At 46.2% G+C, this 13,483-nt stretch carries 8 protein-coding genes and 1 rRNA gene; 2 read left to right on the forward strand and 7 right to left on the reverse strand.

Features of this window, described 5'->3' with window-relative positions:
* Positions 1-151: 151 nt before the first annotated feature.
* The 5 genes from N646_RS09820 to zntR all read right to left on the reverse strand — a co-directional run bounded on the left by N646_RS09820 (position 152) and on the right by zntR (position 8,933).
* Positions 152-1,704: ribosomal RNA gene (locus N646_RS09820) — 16S ribosomal RNA — on the reverse strand.
* A gap of 816 nt (positions 1,705-2,520) precedes the next feature.
* Positions 2,521-4,656 carry a lysine decarboxylase CadA gene (locus N646_RS09825; RefSeq protein WP_005481757.1) on the reverse strand — a complete coding sequence of 712 codons (2,136 nt, stop codon included), beginning with the start codon at positions 4,654-4,656 and terminating at the stop codon, positions 2,521-2,523.
* A 117-nt stretch (positions 4,657-4,773) separates the two neighbouring features.
* Positions 4,774-6,117 (reverse strand): cadaverine/lysine antiporter, encoded by a 1,344-nt coding sequence (gene cadB / locus N646_RS09830; protein WP_017821792.1) that lies wholly within the window; start codon positions 6,115-6,117, stop codon positions 4,774-4,776.
* A gap of 691 nt (positions 6,118-6,808) precedes the next feature.
* Positions 6,809-8,371, reverse strand: coding sequence for a lysine decarboxylation/transport transcriptional activator CadC (gene cadC, locus N646_RS09835; protein WP_017821793.1), 1,563 nt, complete (start codon positions 8,369-8,371; stop codon positions 6,809-6,811).
* A gap of 163 nt (positions 8,372-8,534) precedes the next feature.
* Positions 8,535-8,933 carry a Zn(2+)-responsive transcriptional regulator gene (gene zntR / locus N646_RS09840; RefSeq protein ID WP_005382529.1) on the reverse strand — a complete coding sequence of 133 codons (399 nt, stop codon included), beginning with the start codon at positions 8,931-8,933 and terminating at the stop codon, positions 8,535-8,537.
* A gap of 265 nt (positions 8,934-9,198) precedes the next feature.
* Here zntR and purH point away from each other — a divergent pair, with 265 nt between their 5' ends.
* Together purH and purD are read left to right on the forward strand one after the other, a co-directional pair.
* Positions 9,199-10,791, forward strand: coding sequence for a bifunctional phosphoribosylaminoimidazolecarboxamide formyltransferase/IMP cyclohydrolase (purH, locus tag N646_RS09845; RefSeq protein WP_017821794.1), 1,593 nt, complete (start codon positions 9,199-9,201; stop codon positions 10,789-10,791).
* Positions 10,792-10,985: 194 nt separating this feature from the next.
* A complete protein-coding gene (gene purD / locus N646_RS09850) occupies positions 10,986-12,275 on the forward strand; it encodes a phosphoribosylamine--glycine ligase (RefSeq protein WP_017635550.1) in 1,290 nt (429 codons plus the stop codon).
* 83 nt (positions 12,276-12,358) lie between these two features.
* Here purD and N646_RS09855 read toward each other — a convergent pair whose 3' ends face one another.
* A complete protein-coding gene (locus tag N646_RS09855) occupies positions 12,359-13,057 on the reverse strand; it encodes a DUF1481 domain-containing protein (protein ID WP_017635549.1) in 699 nt (232 codons plus the stop codon).
* A gap of 39 nt (positions 13,058-13,096) precedes the next feature.
* A complete protein-coding gene (gene hupA, locus N646_RS09860; protein ID WP_005382524.1) occupies positions 13,097-13,369 on the reverse strand; it encodes a nucleoid-associated protein HU-alpha in 273 nt (90 codons plus the stop codon).
* Positions 13,370-13,483: the final 114 nt, after the last annotated feature.

Consider the following 13,483-nt stretch of genomic DNA (forward strand, 5'->3'; position numbering starts at 1 on the left):
GTTTGTCATAAAGACAAACATTGAGAACTTTACAAACAATCTTAAAGATTGTTTTGTCAGCTTTCCAAATTGTTAAAGAGCTATGTTAGCTACAAGCTTGCGCTTGTGAACTATCAATCTGTGTGGACACTCATCGTGTATAATCATCGTTTAAGGAGGTGATCCAGCGCCAGGTTCCCCTAGCGCTACCTTGTTACGACTTCACCCCAGTCATGAACCACAAAGTGGTAAGCGTCCCCCCGAAGGTTAAACTACCTACTTCTTTTGCAGCCCACTCCCATGGTGTGACGGGCGGTGTGTACAAGGCCCGGGAACGTATTCACCGTGGCATTCTGATCCACGATTACTAGCGATTCCGACTTCATGGAGTCGAGTTGCAGACTCCAATCCGGACTACGACGCACTTTTTGGGATTCGCTCACTTTCGCAAGTTGGCCGCCCTCTGTATGCGCCATTGTAGCACGTGTGTAGCCCTACTCGTAAGGGCCATGATGACTTGACGTCGTCCCCACCTTCCTCCGGTTTATCACCGGCAGTCTCCCTGGAGTTCCCGACATTACTCGCTGGCAAACAAGGATAAGGGTTGCGCTCGTTGCGGGACTTAACCCAACATTTCACAACACGAGCTGACGACAGCCATGCAGCACCTGTCTCAGAGTTCCCGAAGGCACCAATCCATCTCTGGAAAGTTCTCTGGATGTCAAGAGTAGGTAAGGTTCTTCGCGTTGCATCGAATTAAACCACATGCTCCACCGCTTGTGCGGGCCCCCGTCAATTCATTTGAGTTTTAATCTTGCGACCGTACTCCCCAGGCGGTCTACTTAACGCGTTAGCTCCGAAAGCCACGGCTCAAGGCCACAACCTCCAAGTAGACATCGTTTACGGCGTGGACTACCAGGGTATCTAATCCTGTTTGCTCCCCACGCTTTCGCATCTGAGTGTCAGTATCTGTCCAGGGGGCCGCCTTCGCCACCGGTATTCCTTCAGATCTCTACGCATTTCACCGCTACACCTGAAATTCTACCCCCCTCTACAGTACTCTAGTCTGCCAGTTTCAAATGCTATTCCGAGGTTGAGCCCCGGGCTTTCACATCTGACTTAACAAACCACCTGCATGCGCTTTACGCCCAGTAATTCCGATTAACGCTCGCACCCTCCGTATTACCGCGGCTGCTGGCACGGAGTTAGCCGGTGCTTCTTCTGTCGCTAACGTCAAATAATGCAGCTATTAACTACACTACCTTCCTCACGACTGAAAGTGCTTTACAACCCGAAGGCCTTCTTCACACACGCGGCATGGCTGCATCAGGCTTGCGCCCATTGTGCAATATTCCCCACTGCTGCCTCCCGTAGGAGTCTGGACCGTGTCTCAGTTCCAGTGTGGCTGATCATCCTCTCAGACCAGCTAGGGATCGTCGCCTTGGTGAGCCCTTACCTCACCAACTAGCTAATCCCACCTAGGCATATCCTGACGCGAGAGGCCCGAAGGTCCCCCTCTTTGGCCCGTAGGCATCATGCGGTATTAGCCATCGTTTCCAATGGTTATCCCCCACATCAGGGCAATTTCCTAGGCATTACTCACCCGTCCGCCGCTCGACGCCGTTATCGTTCCCCGAAGGTTCAGATAACTCGTTTCCGCTCGACTTGCATGTGTTAGGCCTGCCGCCAGCGTTCAATCTGAGCCATGATCAAACTCTTCAATTTAAGATTTTGTTCGGCTCAATGAATACTGAACATTACATAAGTAATGTTTGAATTGACTGTGCTGAATCTTTCGATTCAATGGTCACTTCGTATCATTGAAACCTAATTTGAAGCCGAAGCTTCTAATTGGATTATCATCAACGAGTGCCCACACAGATTGATAGGTTCTTATTTTTAAAGAGCTTTTCTAACATTTTCAGCAACTTAGTTACTCGTTGTTAGGGGTGCGTATCTTACTTCACACCGTGAGAGAGTCAAGCATTTTTTTCAAATTCTTTTTTCTCTCTTCCCGACTCGCTGTGTGACTTTCGTCTCACTCCGTGTCGGTGGATGCGCAGTATAGGGGGTTGAGAAATTAGCACAAGCGTTTTTTGCAAAAAAACTTTCAACCGCACAAATAACGAGCATTCTGCATAAATACTCAACGATCTTGTCTAATATTTCGGGTTTCAGAGGATCTTTTCATGATGAAACACCTGACTTCTGCATTAAAAGATCGCCGATTTCTTTGTGATTTTGATTGCTGATCTTATCTCTCTTGATTCTTTTTTCTTTTTCTATCTATATAAAGACGAAAAAAAGAGCAGAACGATAACGAACTGCTCTTTGGTCTTTGCTTTTTACTTGGGGTACTTCAGGTGAAGTCTTGGAAATTACTTCTTCTATATAGAAGAAAAGATCAGAGCATCCTTGCCCTTCTCTTTTACGACAGATTAGCTAGGGGTATATCTAAATGTCGTGGTTGTTCGATGACACATTGAGCTCGTAAGAGTGGAGCATGCTTGCATTCCCAATGGCGTCATCTTCGAGAGGAACTTAGTTCTTCAATACTTTTACGGTGTAGCTACCATCTTTTTGTTGGTACAGGCCGTGGATGTCGGTTTCGAAACCTGGGTAATGCGCACCGATCTCACAAAGCATCTCTAGGAAGTCCAGCACTGGGCGAGACTCTTGAGTCACCATTTCACCAGGAAGTACTAGTGGCACACCTGGAGGGTAAGGAAGGATCATGTTCGCACTTACGCGGCCAACCATTTCTTCCAGTTTGATTTCTTCTACGTTACCGCGAAGCTCTTCTTGCCATGCTGCGTGTGGTGTTACTTTCATTTCTGGAAGTACATCGAACGCTTTGTACATTAGTTCTGGTAGGTTGTATTTCTTAGTTAGGTCATGAATTGCTTGTGCCAATTCTTGAACGCGCATGCCTTCATAGAAGCTTGGATCTTCGTTATATAGCGAAGGAAGGAAGCTCTTGATGGTTAGGTTCAAGTCGTAGCCACGTTTAAATTCAGTCAGACCGCGTAGTAATTGCATTGCTTTTGATTTGTCGATACCGATTGAGAATAGGAACAACAAGTTGTATGGGCCTGTTTTCTCAACCACGATGCCGCGCTCGTCTAGGAATTTAGCCACCAGCGAAGCAGGAATACCTGATTCTTCTAGTTCGCCTTCTTTATTCATCCCCGGAGTCAGTAGCGTTACTTTGATTGGGTCAAGATACATGTGGTTGTCATCCATGTTCTTGAAGCCGTGCCATGTATCGCTAGGGTCTAGTTTCCAACATTCTGTGGTATCGATGTTTTCTGGTTGCCATACATCGAAGAACCAGCTGTCACTTTCTGCTTCTAGGCGTTTGATCTCTTTACGGAAGCGGATTGCGCGATCGATAGAGTCTTGCATTAACTTCTTACCAGTGTTGCCGCGCATCATTGCCGCTGCAGTTTCAGTAGAAGCAACAATGCCGTACTGAGGTGAAGTTGAAGTGTGCATCATGAATGCTTCGTTGAAAGACTCTTTATCAAAGTCACCTTTCACGTGAATCATTGAAGCTTGTGAGAACGCTGCCAACAGTTTGTGTGTTGATTGTGTCTCGTAGAACACTTTGCCTGGCATCGCTTCACCACTCATACCACATTTACCTTCGTAAATTGGGTTGAAGTTAGTGTAAGGCACCCAAGCACTGTCGAAGTGGATGTGTTTACAGTCTAGCGACTCTTTGATGAATTGTGTGTTGTACAACAGACCATCGTAAGTTGAGTTAGTCACTACTGCGTAACTTGGCGCTGTTGCACCTGGTGTTTTCGCCACTTTCTCTGCGATTACATCGCGGCTGAATTCGCTTTGTGGAATACCACCAAGGATGCCGTATGCGTTACGAGTTGGGCGGAAGTAGATTGGTGTCACGTCGCTCATCATCATTAGGTGAGTCAGAGATTTGTGACAGTTACGGTCAATCAGCACTGTGCTGCCCGCAGGCGCTGAGTACATGCCAACAATTTTGTTCGATGTAGACGTACCGTTCGTTACGATGTAAGAGCTGTCCGCATTGAATGTACGTGCGATGTATTCTTCTGCATCTTTATGTGGACCTGAGTGATCTAGTAGAGAACCTAACTCAGGCATTGAGATTGATACGTCCGCTTTAAATGTATTTGGACCATAAAAATCGTAGAAGATGCTACCAGCAGGGCTTTTCTGGAATGCAGTACCACCCATGTGACCTGGAGTACAGAAGGTGTATTTACCTTCTTCTACGTATTTGAATAGCGCTTTAGTGAATGGAGGCATGATGGCATCTTTGTATGCCTCTGTCGCTTGGTTGATTTTGATAGCGATGTCGTCAGCCATACCTAAAGCATACTCGAAGAAGCTCACGTTTAGACGTAGGTCTGTTAGTGAAATATCGAGAGTAGACTGTTCGTTAGCAAATGCGTGAACAGGCAGTTTTTCGTTGATTTGGCTAATACGTTCACATAGCTCTAGTGAGTATTTATCCCAGTCGAACAGCACACCGCAAATGCGTGGGTTCATCTCAATCATTTTGATCAAGTCTTTATCATCTACTGGGTAAACCACTTCGTAGCCCGCTTTCTCAAGAGCAGCGTGAAGTTGACGAACTGGCTCTTCTTTAAAGAACACACCCATGTGGTTCAAGATAGCGAATATATTCATTTGGACATCTCCAAGGCGAATGAGGGCGCTCTTTGCCATTTACAGGCAATGAGTAAGGTGAGCGCCGCGTGAATTTGGGTTTTATAGGCTGGCACCTTAGTGCCAGCGTTTTGGGGATTAGTTGCTTGCTTGGGCAGGCATGTCGTCAGCGTGCATTTTCACGTACTGAGCAAGACCTGCTTTTTTGCTGTAGAACATCAAGATAACTAGAGACACGATGAAGGTTGCTGTTAGCGTACCGCCCTCTGCACCTGCTAGTGCGATGAAGCAGAACAGACAAGCCACACCAGAGAACAGCATTACGAAGCCGTTGCGTGTTGTCATACCTTCGAAGCGAATCAAGTTAATGCTTGAGTAGAAGTAAGGCAGCATTGTTAGTAGAACTGCGTCAGTCGTTAGCTGGTTGAACAGGTCTGATGCGTGTGCTGTTTTAGAGCTGAAGAACATCAGTACAACCATCAGTGCAGTCATCTTGATTGACGCAAGGATTAGACCTTTCTTAGGCACACCGTTTTTGTCAGTTTCGCCGTAGATTTTAGGGAAGTTGCCATCGCTTGCTGCACGTTTACCAGCCTCGCCCACCAGCATCATCCAAGAACCTAGCGAAGTGAAACATGCTAGTGCTGTGAATGCTGATACGAATGGTGCAGTCCAGCTACCGAATAGCTCAGTGGTTGCCAATGCAAATGGCGCACCTGATGCCGCAACTTCTGACGCTGGGAACATGCCGCTGATCATTTGAGTTGATAGGATGTAAATCACACCTGCGATACCAGTACCTAACATAGTTGCTAGTGGTACAGTACGTTTAGGGTTTTCTACCATACCCGTCGATACCGCTGCTGATTCCACACCTACGAATGACCATAGACAGATAAGAACCGCTGTTACTACCGCGTGGCTGTCAGTGCCTGCTGATACGTTCCAGTTTTGGCTGTAAAGCGCAGTATCGAAGTGCGTCCAACCAAATGCAGCTGTACCAACAACTGGGATAAGGATAAGAACTAAACCAAGCGTACATAGACGGCTTACCCAGCTACCACCAAGTAGGTTGACGAAAGTGAAGATCCATACCGATGCAATCGTCGCAATACCTGCTGGAATTGGGTTATTAAGCACAGGGAAGAATACTGAAAGGTAAGAAACACCTGTAATGGCAATAGCCAGGTTACCAATCCAGTTCGCGTGGTAATAAAGAACGCCCGTTTGGAAACCAAATACCGGAGACACTTCGCCAGCATAAGCGATAGGACCACCTTCTTGTGGGTTTTTGGTTGCCAGACGAGCGTAAACGAACGCCAGACTCAGTGCACCGACCAAACAGATCAGCCAACTGAAGATTGAAACAGAGCCTACAGAGGCAAGACTAGAAGGTAATAGTGCAATACCACTACCCATCATGTTACCGGCTACGACACCCGTACAGGCAATAAGGCCGATTTTTTTCGCATTCGATGACATAACATCTCCAAATCTATTCTACTCGAGTCAACATGACTCAAACTGAATGGTTATTAGCGAGATGCTATGAGGAGGAACCTTCTCGACCTCGCTAAATTTCGAAGTGAAGACTACGCCCAAAAATCGGGAAAAAAATAAACTTGGTGTTATCAATAAAATGATTAGTTCATCAACATCAAGTTGAGATAAACATGATAAACACAAAAACATAAAACTATATTATTCATATAGTTACAAGAAAAACATCAAACCTTCTACCGATAGATAAACTCTCATCAACTCGTTGGTCATCGCGATAAAAGTTATCAACCTCTATCAACTTCCCCATCCCGAAGGGTTAATTCCCTGAAGTGTTGATTCCATAAATCTCTCCCTGATCGCGCTTCTTGACCCAAGTCAATATTCATCTCGCATGCAAGAAGGCACCAAAATCATTCTCGCCACATAACTCATCCAGACACTTCATACAATCAATAGAGATAGAGATAGAGATAGAGATAGAGATAGAGATAGAGATAGAGATAGAGATAGAGAAGCAAAGCGGGTATGTATTCCCGTTGCAAGCTTGCGTTGTTAGCTCCTTCGTAAGTCATTGCCCCACCGCCTCACCCTTTTCACTTTTCGACAGCGACAAAAAAGCCCCTCACCGAAATGAGGGGCTAGCATTAGACTGACGTTGAGTCCGAGAGAATTAAAGCATTCGAACGACAGAAGGGTGAACGGCGCGATACATGGCGTAATCAATCGCCTTCATGTTACTTGGGAAGACCAAGTTTTCGCACAGCAGGTACGTCTCAACCGACGTATCAATATAGAAAGCTTCACTGTAAGACTCACTGGCTAAATCCAGATCACCATCCAATTCGGCGTGCTTACCGCGAATCACATAGGAAAGCACTGAATCACGTAACCTCAATGCCTGTCCGAGATGCCGCTTGGCTAACGCCATGTCACCAATGATGGTTTCGTGCAGTGCTAAAGCTTCATAAATTCGCGGTTGAATTGGCCCCACCATCATTTTCACATTAGTCTCTAGTGCTTCACTGAGCTGCTGCATTCGCCCTTTCTTCAACTCCTGTGAGAAATCAAGTGCCTTTTGTACATGGTAAGCAATCAACAACTCAGCTTGAACGTAAGCATTATCCGGCTCGATTTCTAAAATGTTTTCCATCAAGTCGATACCTTGGCGGAATTGTTTAGTATCAGAGACATTAAGGTAATGGTTAGCCTGAACAAACAACTCCAACGCGTCGGGATTCATTGGCATTCCCGCCACCAGCATCGTAGATTTCAATTTGGCATCCGACACTTTCAGCACTTGCATCAAATCCAACGACGCTTGTTGAAGCACTGGCTTTAAATGACTACTGGTTAACGCGTATTGACGACTAAACAACACTTTCTCAGATGAGTTATTGCGATATTCCACCTCTAAAAAGCTGCCACCGTCATTCTCACGAACTCTCACCACAACCGATTTACCAGGCACAATGCCAGAAGTAAACGACGCCTTCTTTAGCATGACTCGGTAATCACTGACTTGAGCAATGTCGGACATCAACTTTTGGGCGAATCCGTCTGCCAAATCGTAGCTTAATCCTTCACTCGTAAAATTATCTTGAAACTTGAACTCAATCAGATGGGTATCGATGGCTTGGGTAATACGCACTTCCGATTGCTTGTAGGTAAACACGCCCATCACTACGACCAACATACTGATCCAGATGAAGTTCATAATTCCCAATCGCCAAGGACTGATTTTGTTTTTGCTCTGAGGGGCTTTTTTCTCTTTTGACATCTCGCAGACCGCGCGAGTTAGAGGACCGGCAGGAAAGGTAACGGCTGGTGCTATAGGTAGACAATCCTCTTCCGATTCTTCAACCGAAGGTGGGATCTCTTCATTTTGCCGACTTGTGACAAACTCTTCATGCGTCATAGCAACCACGTTAGCTACCAGCTTATAGCCACGCTTGGGCACCGTGATAACGTAGTTGGTATTTTCCTCTCGACCGTCACGTAGTAGCTTACGCAACTCAAAGATGGATTGAGTCACCACTTGATCGGTCACAATCGCTCCAGCCCAAACGTACTGAATCAATTCCTCGCGGTTGAACACCTCATTCGCATGCTCCGCTAAGAAGTGCAAAAGATTAATTAAGCGTGGCTCAACAGTAACTTCCCTATCTTGTCGATACAGCTTATTTTCATCAACGCTCAAAACCCAGTCATTGATTTGAAAATAGACTCCAACCATGTATGAAAACTCTCGTATCTACAGACAGCGTTACGGTAGGAATCAGACCATGGTTGATTCCTACAAGTAACTAAAGGCAAGATTATAGGTGGGAAAGCAGCGTGTACCTAGAAAAGCAAGTCGCCAAAAATGCAAACTTAAGTTAAGTGATTCAAGAATGAGACTACTCAAGTGCTGCAAGGATAGAGCAATGTGTGGCGTCATCGTCTGTATGACCACAACAAGCATCATTAATCTTCTTTAACGCTCGGCGAATTTTCGTCAGCTCGTTAATTTTTCCATCAATCAGCTCTAACTTAGCAGAAGTAATGGCTTTTACCTCTGCACAGCTGTGTTCTGTCGCTTCTAACTTAATTTCTAACAAGTCTTTAATTTCATCCAGACTCAAGCCAAGATCTTTACCTTTGAGGATAAAGTGCACCTGCTTTTGATTCTCTTCATCATACAAGCGGTAGCCTGACTCACTTCGCCCTGCGGGTTTTATTAGCGCGTTTTTCTCGTAGAAACGCAATGTATCGGCAGTCACACCACAACGTTTTGCCAGTTCACCTATCTGAAACATAACTTTCCCTATTAACTATCTCGTTACTTTTAAAGCTAAAGAACGACTTTTTTGCAATTATTTTTGAGATGCCAAACGATTGCGCGAGCTTTTTTGTAATAAATTGGTTAGAATACGCGCCATCAAATGTGGAGACTGTTTTCTAACCAGAAAACACCCTGCAAAGGTCTTTACCAAAACTGGCCAATATTTTACCCCAAGAGGTAAAAACAAGTTCATTTTTGGCAAACATCTTTAACTCCGTGAATTTGAGGAAAATGGAAGCATGAATAACGCTCGTCCTATTCGCCGTGCGCTTATCAGCGTATCAGACAAAACAGGTATTGTTGAGTTTGCGCAAGCTCTTGCTGAGCGCGGTGTCGATATCCTATCTACTGGTGGTACAGCTCGCCTACTTGCCGAACAAGGCATCGCCGTAACCGAAGTCTCTGACTACACTGGTTTCCCAGAAATGATGGACGGCCGCGTTAAAACGCTTCACCCAAAAGTTCACGGTGGTGTGCTTGGTCGTCGTGGCCAAGATGATGTCGTGATGGAAAAGCACGGCATCAACCCTATCGATATGGTTGTCGTAAACCTATACCCATTCGCAGAAACCGTTGCCAAAGAAGGCTGTACACTAGCCGACGCGGTTGAAAACATCGATATCGGCGGCCCAACAATGGTTCGTTCTGCAGCGAAAAACCACAAAGACGTGACTATCGTTGTTAACGCAGGTGATTACGGCCGCGTAATTGCAGAGATGGACGAAAACGACAAATCTCTCACTCTCGAAACTCGCTTCGACCTTGCCATCGCTGCTTTTGAACACACTGCCGCTTACGATGGCATGATCGCAAACTACTTCGGCACTATGGTTCCATCTTACGGTGAGAACAAAGAAGGTGATGAAGAGAGCAAATTCCCTCGTACGTTCAACCAACAGTTCGAGAAGAAGCAAGACATGCGCTACGGTGAGAACAGCCACCAAGCAGCCGCATTCTACGTTGAAGCAAACCCACAAGAAGCATCCGTTTCTACTGCTCGCCAAATCCAAGGTAAAGCCCTTTCTTACAACAACATCGCAGACACGGACGCCGCACTTGAGTGTGTGAAAGAGTTCAACGAGCCAGCATGTGTAATCGTAAAACACGCAAACCCATGCGGTGTTGCTCTAGGTAAAGACATCCTAGAAGCGTACAACCGTGCTTACCAAACTGACCCAACATCTGCATTCGGCGGCATCATTGCATTCAACCAAGAACTGGATGCTGAAACAGCAACCGCTATTGTTGAGCGTCAATTCGTTGAAGTGATCATCGCACCTTCTGTTTCTGCTGAAGCGATTGAAGTGGTTGCCGCGAAGAAGAACGTACGTCTACTTGAGTGTGGCGAATGGACAACGAAGACAACTGGCTTTGACGTGAAACGCGTGAATGGCGGTCTACTGGTTCAAGACCGCGACCAAGGCATGGTAAGCCTAGACGACCTAAAAGTGGTTTCTAAGCGCCAGCCAACAGAAGAAGAGCTAAAAGATGCACTGTTCTGCTGGAAAGTAGCGAAATACGTGAAATCTAACGCGATCGTTTACTCGAAAAGCGACATGACTATCGGTGTAGGTGCTGGCCAAATGAGCCGCGTTTACTCTGCGAAAATCGCAGGCATCAAAGCTGCAGACGAAGGTCTACAGGTTGAAGGTTGTGTAATGGCATCAGATGCATTCTTCCCATTCCGTGACGGCATCGACGCGGCTGCAGAAGCGGGCATCAAGTGTGTTATCCAACCAGGTGGTTCTATGCGTGATGACGAAGTTATTGCAGCAGCAGACGAACACGGCATGGCGATGATCTTTACCGGTATGCGTCACTTCCGCCACTAATCCTCTCGTCTTCACTGGGACGATAACTGCGTTGACGGTGTTCACTTATCCTAATCACATAGCATACTATGCTCATAGGAATAAGTTCACTTGTCGCCTTGTCCTCGTCCCACTGAATTAGAGAGGCCATACTCAGGTCTTTGCGAAATATCTGAGTTTGAGCAAACGGTATTTATAAGATTAAGGATTTTCATATGCGAGTTTTAATCATTGGTTCAGGCGGTCGTGAACATGCGCTAGGCTGGAAAGCAGCGCAAAACCCAAATGTTGAGACTATTTTCATTGCTCCAGGCAACGCAGGTACAGCACTAGAGCCAAAACTAGAGAACGTAAACATCGATGTAGAAGACATCACTGGCCTTGTTGCTTTCGCCAAAGAGAAGGCGATTGAACTGACTATCGTTGGCCCAGAAGCACCATTGGTTATTGGTGTGGTTGATGCGTTCCGCGAAGCGGGCTTACCAATCTTTGGTCCTACCCAAGCCGCAGCGCAACTTGAAGGCTCTAAAGCGTTTACCAAAGACTTCCTTGCTCGTCACCAAATTCCAACGGGTGCCTACGCGAATTTCACTGAAATCGAGCCTGCACTGGCTTACGTGCGTGAGCAAGGTGCACCGATCGTGGTGAAAGCCGACGGCCTTGCAGCTGGTAAAGGCGTGATTGTGGCAATGACGCTAGAAGAAGCTGAGGACGCAATCAAAGACATGCTAGCAGGCAACGCATTTGGTGATGCTGGTAGTCGTGTCGTTATCGAAGAGTTCCTAGATGGTGAAGAAGCAAGCTTCATCGTGATGGTGGATGGTGAGAACGTTCTGCCAATGGCCACCAGCCAAGACCACAAACGCGTAGGCGACAAAGATACTGGTCCTAACACCGGTGGCATGGGAGCATACTCTCCAGCTCCAGTGGTAACACAGGAAATCCACAACCGCATCATGGAAGAAGTGATTTACCCAACAGTACGTGGCATGGCCTCTGAAGGTAACCCTTACACTGGTTTCCTATACGCGGGTCTGATGATCGACAAAGACGGCACTCCGAAAGTAATCGAGTACAACTGCCGCTTCGGTGATCCTGAGACACAACCTATCATGATGCGCATGGAATCGGATCTTGTTGATCTGTGCCTAGCGGCAATCGACGAGAAACTGGATCAAGCGGAATCGAAGTGGGATCCACGAGCATCGATTGGTATCGTGCTAGCAGCCGGTGGTTATCCAGCAGCGTACAACAAAGGCGACGTTATTTCGGGTCTGCCACAAGTTGAAATTGAAGGCGAGAAAGTCTTCCATGCTGGTACAGATAACAAAGATGGCGACATCGTGACAAACGGTGGTCGTGTTCTTTGTGCAACCGCACTTGGCAACAGTGTATCAGAAGCGCAGCAGCGTGCTTACGAGCTTGCAAAACAGATCCGTTGGGATGGCATGTTCCATCGCAACGACATCGGCTACCGTGCAATTGCACGTGAGCAAGAAAAATAAAAACAACATGAGTTGGCTAAAAAACAAAAGGCGCACTCAGCGCCTTTTTTATTGTTCTTGTTCGACAGAATTCGAAGCAATGTTTATTCAGAGATCAACGTTGGCCGAGAAACACAATCAAAGTCATCGTCATTGAGCATCAACAGTTCATCGACCATTGCTTTGTTTCGTGACTGCTTGCCGACAAAAGCCACATAACTGTCTACCGATGAGAGACGCTCGATAATAAATTTTGGCAACGTCTGATTAAACTCGAGCGTCGAGAACACCTTACCTTTGCAGGTTTCAAACGATTGACCATTCCAATAACCTTGAATAAGGCTCTGATTGTTACGAGACTGCGCCTTAACCGATGCCACTACGTCATTCGCTTCTGCTTTGTAGCGCTCTAATTGGTCATGCTGAAGTGGTAAGACTTTACGGTTAACACGATATTTTTGGTAAACCGCTTCGCCATCTTTATTGAAACGGATGTGGATTTGAAAAGGCACCAACTCTTGTTTGGTATCAACTTGCTCGCCTTTTCGAATCAACTCTCGCAACTCACCTTCATCCCAGCGATAATCACTCTGGAACCAACCATTGTCCCCCATAGTCACATAATCAGCCGCCGTACTCACACGAGTGAGTTTCTCTGTCATCCAGTACAAGCTGCTAGCATCTCCCGCAACTTTACCACCAGAAAAATGCGTGAATTGTTCTAAATTAGGAGTTTCAACCGACGAACAGCCAAAAAGGGTAAGGCTAGATAGGAGAAGTGAAGTGAGTAGATGTTTTTTCATGAAATTGCACCGAGGCAGGATACCTCGGTGCATTCTAACTTAGTTTACTGATTCTTTCAGCGCTTTACCTGCTACGAATGCTGGTACGTTAGCTGCTGCGATTTGAATCTCGTCACCAGTCTTAGGGTTACGACCAGTACGTGCAGCGCGGTGGTTTACTTTGAATGTACCAAAACCAATTAGTTGAACTTGGTCACCCTCTTTAAGTGCGCCAGTTACACCATCAAGAGTCGCTTCAAGAGCAGCTTTTGCTTGTGCTTTTGATAGGTCTGCTTTCTCTGCGATAAAGTCGATTAATTGGGTCTTGTTCATTAGGTTTCCCTTCTCATAGGTTATCGAATTCGTCTCACTCTAAAACATAAATGCCCCATCTGGCAAAGGTTTGTAAGCGATCTTTCGATTTTCTGACGTACTTTTAGCCATAAT

The organism is Vibrio alginolyticus NBRC 15630 = ATCC 17749 (assembly GCF_000354175.2).
GTDB lineage: Bacteria > Pseudomonadota > Gammaproteobacteria > Enterobacterales > Vibrionaceae > Vibrio > Vibrio alginolyticus.